Origin of the sequence: Nevskia sp., from assembly GCF_051860985.1 — a bacterium.
Lineage (GTDB): Bacteria > Pseudomonadota > Gammaproteobacteria > Nevskiales > Nevskiaceae > Nevskia.
The window spans coordinates 106,488-121,247 of sequence record NZ_JBIMKV010000012.1; the positions used below are offsets into that span (position 1 = coordinate 106,488).

The following is a 14,760-nucleotide window of genomic DNA, read 5'->3' on the forward strand; positions in this document are numbered from 1 at the left end:
GCTGCGTGCGCGGCGCAGGCCGTGATCAGCTGCTCAGTGCCTGCGCGACAAACCGCTTCGGAACCCGGGTTTTCGGCACCGTGTCGAGAAACCAGCGGCGCACGTCGGTATCCAGGCCGATGCCGTGCATGTAGTTGTAGAGCGCCTTGTTGAGGCTGACGCCGAGGGCGTCGTGATCGACGCCGGTCGGGTCGGTGAAGTTGATGTCGTTGCGGGCGAAGCCTCCGTGCGGCAGCGGGTCCAGGGTCACGCCGTACGATGCAGGATCCAGGCCCACCGGCGAATGCACGGTGCAGGTGAAACGGTGGAAGTAGCCGGACTGCAGGCAGCCTTCCTCGAACAGCTGGCGCACGTATTCCAGCGCATCGACGGTGTCCTGCACGGTCTGCGTCGGGAAGCCGTACATCAGGTAAGCGTGGACCAGGATGCCGGCCTCGCTGAACGCCTGCGTGACCCGCGCCACCTGGGCCACCGACACGCCCTTCTTCATCAGCGCCAGCAGCCGGTCGGACGCCACTTCCAGCCCGCCGGAAATGGCGATGCAACCGCTGTCGGCGAGCAGCTGGCAGAGCGCTGGATTGAAGGATTTCTCGAAGCGGATGTTGCCCCACCAGGAAATCGACACGCCGCGCCGGATCAGCTCCTGGGCCAGCGCCTTCAGCACCTTCGGCGGCGCGGCTTCATCGACGAAGTGGAAGCCGGTCTGGCCGGTCTCGGCGATGATCGCCTCGATGCGATCGACCAGCACGGTGGCGCTGGCGGCGTCGTAGCGCGAGATGTAGTCGAGCGAGATGTCGCAGAAGCTGCACTGCTTCCAGTAGCAGCCGTGGGCGACGGTCAGCTTGTTCCAGCGGCCGTCGCTCCACAGCCGGTGCATCGGGTTCAGCATGTCGAGCAGCGACAGGTAGCGGCGGATCGGCAGCCCGTCCCAGGTCGGCGTGCCGACCTCGTTGAAGGCGATGTCCGGCTCGCCGCTGCCGTTTTCGTAGCGCACGGTGCCGGCTTCGTCGCGCCGGAACGTCCGGCACAACCTGTCGACGCCCCGGCCGCCGGCCAGATGATCGAGCAGCGCCAGCAGCGGCCGCTCGCCGGCATCGAGGGTCACGTAGTCGACGAAGTCGAACAGCCGGGGCTCGGCGAGCTGCCGCAGTTCGGTGTTGACGTAACCGCCGCCGAGCACGACGACGATGCCGGCGTCCTGCGCCTTGATCGTCTGCGCGATGCGCAGCGCGGCATAGACCGCGCCGGGAAACGGCACCGACAGCAGCACCACCTGCGGGCGATGCTGTTCGAGCGTCACCAGGGTGAGCTGATGCAGCGTGTCGTCGACCAGGTTGCGCGGCGCGGCCAGTGCCGCCGCCAGGCCATCGAAGCTCGGCTGGCTGGCGGCCAGCTTTTCGGCGTAGCGCACGAACTCGAAGCGCGAATCGACGGCATCGCGCAGCACGTCGGCGAGATCGTTCAGATACAGCGTCGCCAGATGGCGGGCCCGGTCGTGGATGCCGAGCGCACCGAAAGCCCAGGCCAGCGGGTCGCCGCCGTCGTCGTCGACATAGACATCGAGCGAGGCGAAGCGCGGGCCTTCCGGCAGGAAGCGGCGGGTGACGATGCGGCTGGCCAAGGTCGAATCCTGGCCCTGCAGGAAGGCGATCACCGGCGCGAGGGTCGCCGCATAACGGTCGTGCTGCGCGACGAACGAGGCGACCGGTTCGCTGTGCCGCGACGGCGGCAGCGCATCGACCACCGCCTTGATTGCCACCAGCCCGTCGCGGCTGAACAGTGCCAGCACCAGTTTCAGCGCCAGATCGTCCTGCACCGCATCGATGCCGCGGCTGCGCAGGAAGCCGGTCAGGTAGGCCGTCGACGGATACGGCGTATTCAGCTGCGTCATCGGCGGGATCAGCGACAGCACGCGCGGCGTTGCCATCGTGCTCATTGCATCACCCGCCATGAACGAATCTCGGACTCAGGCCGGGCCCTGCGCCAGCAGTGCGGCGACCGCCGGTTCCATCGCCAGCAGGCCGTGGGCGCGGCCGATGGCCAGCGCTTCGTCGGCCGGCACGCCCTTGATCCACGCGGCCCGCAGCGCAAACAGCGCGCCGACCCGGTTGTTGCTGGCGCAGTGGACGACCGTGCTGTCGTCGCCGGCCTCCGCCATCAGCGCATCGAAGGCCTTGACGTTGGCCAGGGTCAGATCCTGCGGGCCGGCGATCGGCAGGTTGGCGTACTGCATGCCGCAGGCCGACACCGTGGCCGATTCGTCGAACTCGCCCTGCTCGGCGCGCGGCCGCAGGTTGATGACGCGCTTGACGCCGGCGGCCTTAAGCTCGCCGAACTGCTCCGGGGCGACCGCACCGGCGGTCCAGATGGTGTCGGACGGGCGGCGTTCGTTGAACAGGGTCGGAGCAGTCATGACGGTCCTCGTGGGCAGATGGCGTGGGCCGAGAGTGTAAGCGGGCCGTTGCGCTGCCGGCAGCAAATCCTTTGCGTAACATCGCGGCGGGGACGTTTCCACAACAACAACGACAATCGCACCGTGATCGACGCCGCTGCCGAAAAAGCTGTCTACCGCAGGATCGACCTACGCATCGTGCCGGTGATCATGATCGCCTACGTGTTGGCCTTCCTCGATCGCATCAACGTCGGCTACGCGCAGCTGCAGATGAAGCAGTCGCTGGGCTTCTCCGATGCGGTCTACGGCGTCGGCGCCGGCATCTTCTTCATCAGCTACCTGCTCTGCGAACTGCCGAGCAACCTGTGGATGCAGAAGGTCGGCGCGCGGCTGACCTTCCTGCGCATCATGGTCCTCTGGGGGCTGACCTCGGCGGCGACGATGCTGGTCGTCGAGCCCTGGCAGTTCTACACGGTGCGGCTGCTGCTCGGCGTGTTCGAGGCCGGCTTCTTTCCCGGCGTGATCCTGTACCTGACCTGGTGGTACCCGAGCCACCGGCGCGGCCGGGTCACCGGCCTGTTCCTGTTCGGCATCCCGGTCACCGGCGTGCTCGGCGGGCCGCTGTCCGGGGCGATCCTGTCGGGCATGGACGGCGTGTACGGCTACGCCGGCTGGCAGTGGCTGTTCGTGCTCGAAGGCCTGCCGACGGCGCTGTTCGGGCTGGTCATCTACCGGCTGCTGTCGGACCGGCCGGCGGACGCGCCGTGGCTGTCCGCCTCCGAAAAGGTGCTGGTGCAGACCGTGCTCGACCGCGACCGCGCGCTGACCGGTTCGGAATCCGCCAGCGCCCCGGCCCACGGTCAGGACCACGGTCGCGCCAGCGCGATCGCCGCACTGCGCGATCCACGCACCTACGTGATGGGCGGCATCTACTTCTGCTGCGCCTGCTCGGTGTACACGTTCACCTTCTGGCTGCCGAGCCTGATCAAGGCGCTGGATGTCGGCTCGCTGGGCGCGGTCGGCCTGTGGAGCGCGTTGCCGTTCGCCGCTGGCGGCCTCGGCATCCTGCTGGTGTCCTGGTCCTCGGACCATTTCCTGGAGCGCCGTTGGCACGTCGCCACCACCTTGTTCCTCGGCACCAGCGCGCTCTATGCAACGACCCTGGTTGGTGGCGCCTTCTGGCCGACCATGCTGCTGCTGTGCGTGGCGGCGTTCTTCTCGTTCTCGTGCATCGTCTTCTGGGCGATCCCGCCGACCTACCTGAGCCGCGAAGCCGCTGCGGCCGGCATCGCCGTGATCAGCTCGATCGGCATCCTCGGCGGCTTCGTCAGCCCGTCGATCATCGGCTGGATGAAGACCGCCACCGGCAGCCTCGACGCCGGCCTGCTGCTGATGGCCGGCATCTCGATCACCGGCGGGCTGGCGACGCTGCTGCTGGTGCCGGCGCGCGCGGTACGGGCGCTGCGGACGGTCTAGCTGCGCAACCACGGCCCCTCGACGGCGTAGGTCACGCCGTCGACACCGGCCCGGCCGCTGCTGCCGCGCTGCGAGCTGAAGTAGAAGAAACGGCCGTCCGGCGAGAACGCCGGACCGGTCACTTCGGAACCCGCGTGGTCCGGCCCGAGCCGCACCAGTTCCTGGTAGCGGCCGTCGGGCGTGATCGCCACCGCCGACTGCTCGGCGGCCTGATCCTCGACGACGATCACGTCGCCGCCCGGCGTCATGACGATGTTGTCGACGCTGGTCAGCGGTGGCGTGGCGAACGCGAAATCGTCGTAGATCACTTCGACCGCCTGCGCTGCGATGTCCAGCGCCCAGACGCGGCGATCGCCCTTGGTGCTGAAGTAGACGATGCCGCGCTGCTGCCAGATGCCTTCGCCGCCGTTGAACGCGAAGCTGTCCGGCACCTGCCGGCGGGTCGGCGTGGCCAGCACGAGACCGCCGAGCAGCGGGTTCGGCGTCGGCACGTCCAGCCAGTCGACCGCGAAGCGGCCGCCCTGCCCCGGCGCGTTGACGACCGCCGCATCGGCCTGCACCCGCATCACCTGCAGGCGGCCGGCGCTGAGGTCGGCGCGGCCGCCAAGGTTCGGTGTGCTCGGCAGAAAGCGGTAGAAGCGGCCGTCCGGTTCGTCCTCGGTCAGATAGACCGTGTGGCTGGCCGGATCCACCGTCACCGCCTCGTGCTTGAAGGTGCCGAGCGCCGCCAGCCGGCGCGGTGGCTCGACGCCGTACGGATCGCATTCCCAGACCACGCCGGTATCGAATTCCTCGGCGCTGAACCAGGTGTTCCACGGCGACACGCCGCCGCCGCAGTTCAGCCGCGTCAGCAGCCCCGGCAGGATGTTGTAGGCGCGCACGATGCGGCCGTCGGCCGCGAATTCGATGGCATCGACGCCGCCAGTCAGGAACTCGCGGTTCGACACGTAGACCCAGCCGCCGCCGCTGCGCGGAAACACCGCGCCGCCGTCGGGATCGGTATGCCAGAGGAAATCGGTGCCGGGCACGAACTCGCCGGCGCGGCCGATCACGGTGGCGGTGAAGCCGGCGGGCAGCAGCAGGCCGTTGGCGTCCGGGTGGGTCGACAGCGGGCCGATGTCGCCGATGCGGCCGGCACCGGCCGGGTTGACGCCGGGCGCTGGCCCCGGCGACTCGTGACTGGCGTTGCCGGTGCAGCTGGCCAGCGCGCCGCCGACCGCAACCAGCCCCAGGCCGAGCAGGCCGCCGCGCAGCAGGCTGCGTCGATCGAGGCCGTCCGGAATCACCTGCCGATGCTCAGGGCTGGGCCGGCGCTGCCAGCGTTGACGGTGCGGATCGAAGTGCATGGGCGTGGATCGTGGAATTGTTCAATCGCGAATCGTAAGGTCGGCACTTGACTGCTGGATGACGCCGCCATGCCCCACCGTTACGCCGAGCTGATGTTCACCGCTGCCGTGCAGGCCCGCCAGGAACATTACGGCGCGCGTCACGACATGGCCCGTTATGAGGCCGACAACGCCGGCTTCGATCGGCTGGGCAGCAGCGAAGCGGCGTTCATCGCCAGCCGCGACAGCTTCTACCAGGCCACCGTCAGCGAAACCGGCTGGCCGTACGTGCAGCATCGCGGCGGACCGCCCGGCTTTCTCAAGGTGCTCGATGCGAAGCGGCTGGCCTACGCCGATTTTCGCGGCAACCGGCAGTACATCTCCGCCGGCAACCTGTCGGTCAATGATCGGGTGGCGCTGTTCCTGGTCGACTACCAGCACCGCCGCCGGCTGAAGATCCTCGGCCGCCTGCAGTCCAGCGAGGTCGCCGACGCCGATCCGGCGCTGGTCGCCGCGCTGCGGCCGTATCCGTACCGGGCGGCGATGGAGCGGATCACAGTGATCACCGTCGAAGCCTTCGACTGGAACTGCTCGCAGCACATCACGCCGCGCTACACCGAGGCGCAGGTTCACGCGACGGTGGCACCGCTGCTGGCGCGGATCGAAGCCCTGCAGGCCGAGGTGACGGCGCTGCAGGCCGCAGCGCGCGAACGCTGAGAACGGCTACGGGTTCGCCGGCATCGGCCCGGTGTGCTTCTGGGCGTCGACGCGATCACCGAACCAGTACAGGCCCCAGTGCAGATGCGGGCCGGTCACCCGGCCGGTGGCGCCGCTGAGGCCGATCGGCTGGCCCTGCTCGATGCGGTCACCGACCTTCACGTCGAGCCGCGACAGATGAACCATCACCGACTGCAGGCCGTGGCCGTGATCGATGAACACGGTGCCGCCGGTGAAGTAGAGATCCGGCTCGGCGAGGCTGATGACGCCGCCGGCCGGAGCGACGATCGGCGTACCGACCGGCACCGCGACATCGACGCCGTAGTGCGGCGATTTCGGCTTGCCATTGAGCACCCGCTGGCTGCCGAAGATGCCGCTGATGCGGCCGGTGGCCGGCCACACGAACGGCGTGGCGAAATCGCTGATCGCGGTGTCGCGGCTGCGCGCGGCGGCGATGACCTTCTGCTCGGCGGCGATCCGGTCCTGCACGTCCTGCGGCGGGTCGACGTATTTCGGCGCGATGCCGGTCAGCGGCTGCACGTCCCACTTGCGCCTGGCCACCTTGTGGCTTTCGCTGACCGGCTTGCCGCCGGGCGCGGTGATCGACAGCGCTACCGGCGATTTCGCATCTCGGTCGAGGCCGATCACGAACAGGCCCTCGGGCGACACGGTCAGCTTGCGGCCTTCGAAGCTCACCGCCGCACCCGGCGTGGTTTCGCCGACCAGCAGGCTGCCCTGCTCCCAGCTGCCGGCGCGCAGCACATAGGGCGCCGATGGCGCTGCGGCCTGCGCCAGCAGCGGCGCGGCCAGCAGCGCCAGCAGTGCGCGGCGGCGCATCAGGACGACTTCAGCTGCGCGAGTGCGTCGGCCAGCGGTAGCGTCTCCTGCCGCTCCGAGCCCAGCCGGCGCAGGGTCACGGTGCGCTCCTCGGCTTCCTTGCGGCCGACGACGACGATCACCGGCACCTTCTGCAGGGAATGCTCGCGGATCTTGTAGTTGATCTTTTCGTTGCGCAGATCGGTCTGCACGCGGACGTCGATCGCCGACAGCGCCGCCGCCACTTCGCTGGCATAGCCATCGGCGTCGGAGACAATCGGCGCGACCACGACCTGCACCGGCGCCAGCCAGTACGGCAGCGCACCGGCATGGTGTTCGATCAGGATGCCGATGAAGCGCTCCATCGAACCGACGATGGCCCGGTGCAGCATGATCGGCCGCTGACGCTGCGAGTGCTCGTCGACATAGGAGGCATCGAGGCGCTCCGGCATCATCGGGTCGTACTGGATGGTGCCGACCTGCCAGCTGCGGCCAATCGAATCCTTCAGGTGGTACTCGATCTTCGGGCCGTAGAACGCGCCTTCGCCGGGCAGTTCTTCCCAGGCCACACCAGCTGCCGTCAGCGCGGCGCGCAGTGCGCTTTCGGCGCGATCCCAGGCCTCGTCGCTGCCGAGCCGCTTGTCCGGCCGCAGCGCGAGCTTCACCGCGAGATCTGTGAAGCCGAAATCGCTGTAGACCTTCATCGCCTGGCGGTGGAACTGGGTGACTTCGCCTTCGACCTGGGCCTCGGTGCAGAAGATGTGGCCGTCGTCCTGGGTGAAGGCACGCACCCGCATGATCCCGTGCAGCGCGCCGCTGGGTTCGTTGCGGTGGCAGCCGCCGAACTCGGCGTAGCGGATCGGCAGGTCGCGGTAGCTGTGCAGGCCTGCGTTGTAGATCTGCACGTGGCCGGGGCAGTTCATCGGCTTGACCGCGTAGGTGCGCTTCTCGCTTTCCGTGAAGAACATGTTGTCCTGGTAGTTGTCCCAGTGACCGCTCTTCTTCCACAGGCTGACATCCATGATCTGCGGGCCGCGCACTTCCTGATAGCCGCCGGCCTTGTAGACGCCACGCACGTAACGCTCCACGGCCTGCCAGATCGCCCAGCCCTTCGGGTGCCAGAACACCATGCCCGGCGCTTCTTCCTGCTGGTGATAGAGGTCGAGCTGCTTGCCCAGCTTGCGGTGATCGCGCTTCTCGGCTTCCTCGACCATCTTCAGATGGGCTTCGAGATCGGCGTCGTTGGCGAACGCTAGCCCGTAGATCCGCTGTAACTGAGCATTGCTGGCATCGCCGCGCCAATAAGCACCCGACACCCGAGTGAGTCTGAAGGCTGTTCCAAGCTTGCCGGTCGACGGCAGATGCGGGCCAAGGCACATGTCGAGCCAGGCATCGCCCTGCTTGTAGATGGTCAGCTCCTCATCAGCCGCAATGCCATCACGGATCCATTCGGCCTTGAAGCGCTCGCCGGTCCGCTCGAAGTGGGCGACGGCCACTTCGTGCGACCAGACCTCGCGGACGATCGGCAGATCGCGCTTGACGATGTTGCGCATGCGCTGCTCGATGGTCGCCAGATCGGCGTCGGTGAACGGCACCTCGCGCGCGAAGTCGTAATAGAAGCCGTATTCGGTCGAAGGCCCGAAGGTGATCTGGGTGCCCGGGAACAGCTCCTGCACCGCCTGCGCCAGCACATGGGCGGCGTCGTGGCGGATCACTTCCAGCGCTTCCGGCTTGTCGCGGGTGACGATCTCGAAGGCGGCGTCGCGGTCGATCGGCCGCGTCAGATCCCACAGCTCACCGTTGACCCTGACCACCACGGCCTTCTTGGCCAGGCCGGGCGAGATGCCGGTGGCGATCGCCAGGCCGGTCGGCGGGGCATCGAACTGCTTGACGTTGCCGTCGGGGAAGGTAATGCGGATCGGAGCGGAGATGGACATGGCGGCTTCGGATGCGCCGCAGGGAGCGGCGTCAGGGACGCGGATTTTAGCCCGCCCCCGCCCCCTGCGCCTTCAGCCCGGCCGGCGCGGCATCGGCACGCCGTGGATCGATGGCTCAGCCGGCGCGACCACGCAGTCGCCCAGCTGCTGCAGCAGCCAGTCGCGGTCGAGATCGCGGCCGATCAGCACCAGCTGCGTGCGCTGCGGTTCGAACATCCGCCACGGCGTCGAGGAATGGGTCTGCAGCAGGCCCTGGACGCCCTGCAGGATGATCCGGCTGCGCAGGCCGTGGATCGCCAGCACGCCCTTGATCCGCCACAGCTGCTCGCCGTAACGCTGATCGATCGCCGCCAGCGCGGCTTTCAGGTCCGCGCCATCGAGTGGCGACTCGGCGGTGAACAGCACGCTGCCGACGCCGCGCGTGTGCTCGACGCGGTTGCTGTCGGTCAGCGCCGGCGCAAACACCACGCGGTCGAACTGGTAGCCGCGCAGCTGCAGCAGCTTGTCGAACATCTCGTCCCACGGCGCCGTAAGCAGATCGATCGCGGCGACCACGGCCACCGAATTGGCAGCACTGACCTTGGCGACCACCGCCTCGACCGCCGCTGCACTGTCGAGCAGATCGGTCTTGGTCACCAGCACCCGGTCGGCATAGGCCAGCTGCGCCTGCGCCTCGACCGATTCACCGAGCGAGCGCAGGCCGTTCAGGCCATCGAACAGGGTCACCACGCCATCGAGGAAGTAGCGCGCCTGCAGGGCCGTACCGGCCATGAAGGTGCGCACGATCGGGCCGGGATCGGCAAGCCCGGTCGGCTCGATCAGCACGTGGTCGAAGGCGATCTCGCCAGCCGCACGCCGGGCGGCCAGCTGTTCCAGCGCGTCGGCCAGATCGCCGCGCACCGTGCAGCAGACGCAGCCGTTGGTGAGCTGGACGATGGTTTCGCCGCCACCGTTGACCAGCAGGTCGGCATCGACATTGACGGCGCCGTACTCGTTCTCGATCACCGCGAAGCGCCGGCCATGCGCTTCGCGCAGCAGGCGGTTGACCAGCGTGGTCTTGCCGGCGCCGAGAAAGCCGGTCAGCACCGTTACCGGGATCGCCGCCGCACTCACCGGGCGCGGTCCTGGCGGCGTGCCGCGCGGCGGCTGACGCGGACGGAATGGGTCATCGATCGGCACTCCAGCGGTCGGGACGCCAGCATCGCGGCATCGCCACGCAAAATCACCTGCGGGCGGACGCTGCGGCTGCGCGCGCCCGGCCATCCCGCGAACGCCGCGCACGCGGCACACTCTGTTCGCCATGAACCCCGATGCCGCCCTGCTGGTGCTGATCAGCTGCCCGCCCGACGCCGCCGAAGCGCTGGCTGCTGCGCTGGTCGAGGCGCGGCTGGCGGCCTGCGTCAATGTGCTGCCCGGCCTGCGCTCGGTCTACCGCTGGCAGGATGCCGTCGAACGCGCCGACGAATCGCTGCTGATCGCCAAGACCACTGCCGCGCGCTACGCGGCGCTGGAGGCCGGCGTGCGCCAGCGCCATCCGTACGAACTTCCGGAGGTGGTGGCGGTCGATATCGCCGCTGGCCTGCCGGCCTACCTGCAGTGGCTGGTGGCAGCCGTCCGCTGAGCTGTCCCACACCCGTCCCCGAACGCCCGATGCCGCTGATCCGCCTGATCCTCCTGCTGTCGCTGCTCGGCACCAGCCTGGGCAGCCGCGCGCTCGATCTGAGCCGCAGGCCGCAGGGCGAGGCGGCGCTGCTGACCGCCGACCAGGCGTTCCAGCTGGTCGAGGCGCGGCGCGACCCGGGTGGCATCCACCTGAGCTGGCTGATCGCGCCCGGCTACTACCTGTACCGCCATCGCCTGGCCGTCGAGCCCGCCGATGGCGGCGCGGCGCTGCCGGCACTGCGCCTGCCGCCGGGCCAGCCCCGGCACGACGAACACTTCGGCGATGTCGAGACCTACACGACCACGCTCGACGCCGACCTGCCGTTCGCGGCCGGCCAGCGCGTGCCGACCCGGCTGCGGCTGCGCTGGCAAGGCTGCGCCGAAGCCGGCGTCTGCTACCCGCCAGTGACCCGCACCGTCGACATCGCGACTCCCTAGACTCCCTGCCGGCCCGCCCTCCTCGCCCCATGTCCTCCGCTCGTCCAAACCTGGCGATCATCGCCGCCTGCCTCGTTGCCCTTGCCGCCGGCGTTGCCGTGTTCCTGCTGCGGCCCGGCGCCCAGCCGGATGCCGATGACACCGCACAGGTCGGCAGCACGCCGGCCGGCGACAACGAACGCCTGCCGGCCGGGCTCAAGCTGGCGGAACTCGACGGCCGCGCGTTTTCGCTGGACGACTACCGGGGCAAGCTGCTGATCGTCAATTTCTGGGCCACCTGGTGTGCGCCCTGCCTGCACGAGATTCCGGTGCTGGTGCAGATGCAGGCGCGCTACGGCGCGAAGGGCCTGCAGATCATCGGTCCTGCGGTCGACGACATCGAGGACGCCCGCCGCGCCGCACCCGGCCTGCAGTTCAACTATCCGGTGGCGGTCGGCACGCCCGAAGACATCCTCGACCTGATGACCAAGCTCGGCAACGAACAGGGCGGCCTGCCGTTCTCGGTGGTGATCGCCGCCGACGGCCGGGTGCTGGAACGCCAGCTCGGGGAGTACAGCGAAGCCGAACTGGTGGCGCTGATCGAGAAAAACCTGCCGCGCTGAACGGCGCCTGCCACGGCCCTTCGGAACGGCCGCTTCCGAGGCCTGCTTTGCGCCGATCTGTCTCCAAACCCGACGGATCGGCAGCCATCTTCTGGCAATTTGATTTTCCGTTTGTACGCTGCCAAGGCTTCGGGCAGAATCCGGGTTCTTCTGTTGACGAGCGCGTCGTGTGAGTCGACTGCTGCTGCTGAACGGCCCCAACCTGAATCTGCTCGGCTCCCGCGAGCCGACGATCTATGGTGCTGCGACGCTGGCCGACGTCGAACAGTCGCTGACCGCGCAGGCGGCCACCCTGGGTCACCAGCTGGCCTGCTTCCAGAGCAATCACGAAGGCGCGCTGGTCGATCGCGTGCACGCCGCCCGGGCCGACGGCACCGCCTTCATCATCGCCAACTTCGGCGCCTACACGCATACCTCGATCGCCCTGCGCGACGCCCTGCTGGGCGTGGCGATTCCGTTCGTCGAAGTGCATCTGTCGAACGTGCACGCGCGCGACGCTTTCCGGCATCACTCGTACTTTTCCGACATCGCGCAGGGTGTGATTGTGGGGCTGGGCCCCATCGGTTACCAACTCGCGCTCACTGCCGTACACGCACGGCTGGCACCACACACGTAATGGGGAGCAGGAACACCATGGATTTGCGCAAGATCAAGACGCTGATCGACCTCGTCGAGGAATCGGGCATCGCCGAGCTGGAGGTCAAGGAAGGCGAGGAATCGGTGCGCATCTCGCGTTATCCGACCGGCGCGATGCAGGCGCCGCCGCAGTACTACGCTGCCGCGCCGCAGCCGCTGGCCGCGCCGGCCAGTGCACCGGCACCGGCTGCCGCCCCGGCCGCAGCCCCGGCGGCTGAAGCGCCTGCGGCAGCCCCGGCCGCTGCGCCGAAGGCCGCCGAGAACCGCCATGTGGTCAAGGCGCCGATGGTCGGCACCTTCTATCGCACGCCGTCGCCGGGTGCGAAGGCGTTCGTCGAAGTGGGCCAGACGGTCAAGGCCGGCCAGACGCTGTGCATCATCGAAGCGATGAAGATGCTCAACCAGATCGAGTCGGACAAGTCCGGCGTGGTCGTCGAGATCCTGGTCGACAACGAGAAGCCGGTGGAATTCGACCAGCCGATGTTCGTGATCGAGTAAGCGCGCCGCGCCATGTTCAACAAGATCCTGATCGCCAACCGAGGCGAAATCGCGCTGCGCATCCTGCGCGCCTGCCGAGAACTCGGCATCAAGACGGTGGCCGTGCACTCCACCGCCGACCGTGACTTAAAGCATGTCCGCCTGGCCGACGAGACCGTCTGCATCGGCGGTGCTGCGGCCACCGGCAGCTACCTGAACATGGCGGCGATCATTTCGGCCGCCGAAGTGACGCAGGCCGATGCCATCCACCCCGGTTACGGCTTTCTCTCCGAGAACGCCGACTTCGCGGAGTCGGTCGAGAAGAGCGGCTTCGTGTTCATCGGCCCGCGCTCGGAAACCATTCGCCTGATGGGCGGCAAGACCACCGCCAAGGCCGAGATGATCGCCGCCGGCGTGCCCTGCGTGCCCGGCTCCGACGGCATCCTGCCGGACGACGAGGCCGAGTGCCTGGCGATCGCCGAGAAGGTCGGCTACCCGGTGCTGATCAAGGCCGCCTTCGGTGGCGGCGGACGCGGCATGCATGTCGTGCGCAAGCCCGCCGACCTGATCGGCTCGATCAAGATCGCCCGCCAGGAAGCGCTGCAGGCATTCAAGGACGGCTCGGTGTTCCTCGAGAAGTATCTCGAAGTGCCGCGCCACATCGAGATCCAGGTGCTGGCCGACGAGCACGGCAATGCCGTGTTCCTCGGCGAACGCGACTGCTCGATGCAGCGCCGCAACCAGAAGGTCATCGAGGAAGCGACCGCGCCCGGCATCACGCCGGCGCAGCGCGCCGAGATCGGCAAGCTGTGCACCGATGCCTGCAAGCGCATCGGCTACCGCGGCGCCGGCACGATGGAGTTCCTGTACGAGAACGGCCGCTTCTACTTCATCGAGATGAACACCCGCATTCAGGTCGAGCATCCGGTGACAGAGATGATCACCGGCGTCGACCTGATCGCGCAGCAGATCCGCGTGGCGGCCGGCGAACCGCTGCCGTTCAAGCAGGAAGACATCCGCATCACCGGCCATGCGATCGAGTGCCGCATCAACGCCGAAGATCCGTTCAAGTTCACGCCGAGCCCGGGCGAGGTGAAGAAGTGGCACACGCCGGGCGGGCCCGGCGTGCGCATGGACAGCCACGTCTACGCCGGCTACCGCGTGCCGCCGAACTACGACTCGATGATCGGCAAGCTGATCGTCCACGGCCCGACGCGGGAAAGCGCGATCGCCCGCATGCGCACGGCGCTCGACGAGATGATCGTCGAAGGCATCGTCACCAACATCCCGCTGCAGCAGATGATCCTCAACGATCCGGTGTTCTGCGCTGGCACCCATCACATCCACTACCTGGCGTCGATGCTCGACAAGGCGGCGGGCGGCACCGGCGACGCACATTGAGCACATGGGTCGAGCTGGCCGTTGCCAGCCACCACCCGGAGTTCGCCGAGGAAATCCTGCTGGCCTGCGGCGCGCTGTCGGTGACCATGACAGACGCCGCCGATGTGCCGGTGCTCGAGCCGCTGCCGGGTGAAACGCCGCTGTGGCCGGCCACCATCACGCGTGGCCTGTTCAATGCCGGCACCGATCTGGTTACCGTGCGCGCCGCCCTTGCCGAGCAGTTGCCGGACGGCGACACGGCCGGCACCGAGCTGCTGACGGTCGAGGATCGCGACTGGGTGCGCGCCTGGCTCGATCATGCCGAAGCGATGCAGTTCGGCGAGCGGCTGTGGATCTGCCCGACCGGCTGCGAAGTGACCGCGCGAGACGCGGTGATCGTCCATCTCGATCCGGGTCTGGCTTTCGGCACCGGTACCCATCCGAGCACCTCGATGTGTCTCGACTGGCTGTCGCTGAACGCGATCGACCGCGCGGCCGTGCTCGACTACGGCTGCGGTTCCGGCGTACTGGCGATCGCGGCCCTGAAGCTGGGTGCAGCCTCGGCGCTGGCGATCGACATCGATCCGCAGGCGATCACCGCCACGCTCGACAACGCCGCCACCAACCAGGTGGCCGAAAGGATCCGCTGCGCCGGCATCGACCATCCGCCGCTGCCGCAGTTCGACCTCGTGCTGGCCAACATCCTGGCGCGGCCGCTGATCGAACTGGCACCGAAGCTGGCGGCCGCGACCCGCGCCGGCGGCCACATCGTGCTGGCCGGGCTGCTCGAACGGCAGGCCGAGGAAGTGCGCGCCGCCTACGCGCCGTGGTTCGACTTCGAAGCCGATGGCGAACGCGACGGCTGGAACCGCATCAGCGGCGTCAAACGCGGCTGATACCAG

At 68.3% G+C, this 14,760-nt stretch carries 15 protein-coding genes; 9 read left to right on the forward strand and 6 right to left on the reverse strand.

Annotated elements, in window-relative coordinates:
- Positions 1-25 precede the first annotated feature (25 nt).
- Both ACTIGJ_RS13280 and ACTIGJ_RS13285 read right to left on the reverse strand, forming a co-directional pair.
- On the reverse strand, positions 26-1,936 hold the full coding sequence (locus ACTIGJ_RS13280) for a B12-binding domain-containing radical SAM protein (protein ID WP_439640807.1): 1,911 nt from the start codon (positions 1,934-1,936) through the stop codon (positions 26-28).
- 30 nt (positions 1,937-1,966) lie between these two features.
- Positions 1,967-2,413 carry a beta-lactamase hydrolase domain-containing protein gene (locus ACTIGJ_RS13285; RefSeq protein WP_439640808.1) on the reverse strand — a complete coding sequence of 149 codons (447 nt, stop codon included), beginning with the start codon at positions 2,411-2,413 and terminating at the stop codon, positions 1,967-1,969.
- A 123-nt stretch (positions 2,414-2,536) separates the two neighbouring features.
- Here ACTIGJ_RS13285 and ACTIGJ_RS13290 point away from each other — a divergent pair, with 123 nt between their 5' ends.
- A complete protein-coding gene (locus tag ACTIGJ_RS13290; protein WP_439640809.1) occupies positions 2,537-3,868 on the forward strand; it encodes an MFS transporter in 1,332 nt (443 codons plus the stop codon).
- Here ACTIGJ_RS13290 and ACTIGJ_RS13295 read toward each other — a convergent pair.
- Complete coding sequence (locus tag ACTIGJ_RS13295; RefSeq protein WP_439640810.1) at positions 3,865-5,214, reverse strand: alkaline phosphatase PhoX; 1,350 nt, start codon at positions 5,212-5,214, stop codon at positions 3,865-3,867. The two genes, ACTIGJ_RS13290 and ACTIGJ_RS13295, sit on opposite strands and share 4 nt — an antisense overlap.
- Before the next feature lie 69 nt (positions 5,215-5,283).
- Here ACTIGJ_RS13295 and ACTIGJ_RS13300 point away from each other — a divergent pair, with 69 nt between their 5' ends.
- Entirely contained in the window at positions 5,284-5,910 is a 627-nt protein-coding gene (locus ACTIGJ_RS13300; RefSeq protein ID WP_439640811.1) for a pyridoxamine 5'-phosphate oxidase family protein, read from the forward strand.
- Positions 5,911-5,916: 6 nt separating this feature from the next.
- Here ACTIGJ_RS13300 and ACTIGJ_RS13305 read toward each other — a convergent pair whose 3' ends face one another.
- The 3 genes from ACTIGJ_RS13305 to ACTIGJ_RS13315 form a co-directional block, all read right to left on the reverse strand.
- Positions 5,917-6,747: a M23 family metallopeptidase gene (locus ACTIGJ_RS13305; protein WP_439640812.1), complete on the reverse strand. Its 831-nt coding sequence runs from the start codon at positions 6,745-6,747 to the stop codon at positions 5,917-5,919.
- Positions 6,747-8,663 carry a threonine--tRNA ligase gene (gene thrS / locus ACTIGJ_RS13310; RefSeq protein ID WP_439640813.1) on the reverse strand — a complete coding sequence of 639 codons (1,917 nt, stop codon included), beginning with the start codon at positions 8,661-8,663 and terminating at the stop codon, positions 6,747-6,749. Before thrS ends, ACTIGJ_RS13305 begins: the two co-directional genes overlap by 1 nt.
- 72 nt (positions 8,664-8,735) lie before the next feature.
- On the reverse strand, positions 8,736-9,776 hold the full coding sequence (locus ACTIGJ_RS13315) for a CobW family GTP-binding protein (protein WP_439640814.1): 1,041 nt from the start codon (positions 9,774-9,776) through the stop codon (positions 8,736-8,738).
- 187 nt (positions 9,777-9,963) lie between these two features.
- On the opposite strand from ACTIGJ_RS13315, the gene cutA reads away from it, so the two are divergent.
- From cutA to prmA, 7 genes are all read left to right on the forward strand, one after another.
- On the forward strand, positions 9,964-10,284 hold the full coding sequence (gene cutA / locus ACTIGJ_RS13320; RefSeq protein ID WP_439640815.1) for a divalent-cation tolerance protein CutA: 321 nt from the start codon (positions 9,964-9,966) through the stop codon (positions 10,282-10,284).
- A 29-nt stretch (positions 10,285-10,313) separates the two neighbouring features.
- Positions 10,314-10,763, forward strand: a complete 450-nt coding sequence (locus ACTIGJ_RS13325) for a protein-disulfide reductase DsbD domain-containing protein (RefSeq protein WP_439640816.1) — start codon at positions 10,314-10,316, stop codon at positions 10,761-10,763.
- A 29-nt stretch (positions 10,764-10,792) separates the two neighbouring features.
- Positions 10,793-11,365 carry a TlpA family protein disulfide reductase gene (locus tag ACTIGJ_RS13330; RefSeq protein WP_439640817.1) on the forward strand — a complete coding sequence of 191 codons (573 nt, stop codon included), beginning with the start codon at positions 10,793-10,795 and terminating at the stop codon, positions 11,363-11,365.
- A gap of 169 nt (positions 11,366-11,534) precedes the next feature.
- Complete coding sequence (aroQ, locus tag ACTIGJ_RS13335; protein WP_439640818.1) at positions 11,535-11,981, forward strand: type II 3-dehydroquinate dehydratase; 447 nt, start codon at positions 11,535-11,537, stop codon at positions 11,979-11,981.
- A gap of 17 nt (positions 11,982-11,998) precedes the next feature.
- Positions 11,999-12,499 (forward strand): acetyl-CoA carboxylase biotin carboxyl carrier protein, encoded by a 501-nt coding sequence (gene accB / locus ACTIGJ_RS13340; RefSeq protein WP_439640819.1) that lies wholly within the window; start codon positions 11,999-12,001, stop codon positions 12,497-12,499.
- A gap of 12 nt (positions 12,500-12,511) precedes the next feature.
- Positions 12,512-13,879, forward strand: coding sequence for an acetyl-CoA carboxylase biotin carboxylase subunit (gene accC / locus ACTIGJ_RS13345; RefSeq protein ID WP_439640820.1), 1,368 nt, complete (start codon positions 12,512-12,514; stop codon positions 13,877-13,879).
- Positions 13,876-14,754 carry a 50S ribosomal protein L11 methyltransferase gene (prmA, locus tag ACTIGJ_RS13350; protein ID WP_439640821.1) on the forward strand — a complete coding sequence of 293 codons (879 nt, stop codon included), beginning with the start codon at positions 13,876-13,878 and terminating at the stop codon, positions 14,752-14,754. The genes accC and prmA overlap by 4 nt, the downstream gene beginning before the upstream one ends.
- Positions 14,755-14,760: the final 6 nt, after the last annotated feature.

What these genes read in the sequence shown, in the direction of transcription:
- ACTIGJ_RS13280 (WP_439640807.1), bottom strand. Translation starts at nt 1,936, where the DNA reads ATGAGCACGATGGCAACGCCGCGCGTGCTGTCGCTGATCCCGCCGATG.
- ACTIGJ_RS13285 (WP_439640808.1), bottom strand. Translation starts at nt 2,413, where the DNA reads ATGACTGCTCCGACCCTGTTCAACGAACGCCGCCCGTCCGACACCATC.
- ACTIGJ_RS13295 (WP_439640810.1), bottom strand. Translation starts at nt 5,214, where the DNA reads ATGCACTTCGATCCGCACCGTCAACGCTGGCAGCGCCGGCCCAGCCCT.
- ACTIGJ_RS13300 (WP_439640811.1), top strand. Translation starts at nt 5,284, where the DNA reads ATGCCCCACCGTTACGCCGAGCTGATGTTCACCGCTGCCGTGCAGGCC.
- ACTIGJ_RS13305 (WP_439640812.1), bottom strand. Translation starts at nt 6,747, where the DNA reads ATGCGCCGCCGCGCACTGCTGGCGCTGCTGGCCGCGCCGCTGCTGGCG.
- thrS (WP_439640813.1), bottom strand. Translation starts at nt 8,663, where the DNA reads ATGTCCATCTCCGCTCCGATCCGCATTACCTTCCCCGACGGCAACGTC.
- cutA (WP_439640815.1), top strand. Translation starts at nt 9,964, where the DNA reads ATGAACCCCGATGCCGCCCTGCTGGTGCTGATCAGCTGCCCGCCCGAC.
- ACTIGJ_RS13325 (WP_439640816.1), top strand. Translation starts at nt 10,314, where the DNA reads ATGCCGCTGATCCGCCTGATCCTCCTGCTGTCGCTGCTCGGCACCAGC.
- ACTIGJ_RS13330 (WP_439640817.1), top strand. Translation starts at nt 10,793, where the DNA reads ATGTCCTCCGCTCGTCCAAACCTGGCGATCATCGCCGCCTGCCTCGTT.
- accB (WP_439640819.1), top strand. Translation starts at nt 11,999, where the DNA reads ATGGATTTGCGCAAGATCAAGACGCTGATCGACCTCGTCGAGGAATCG.
- accC (WP_439640820.1), top strand. Translation starts at nt 12,512, where the DNA reads ATGTTCAACAAGATCCTGATCGCCAACCGAGGCGAAATCGCGCTGCGC.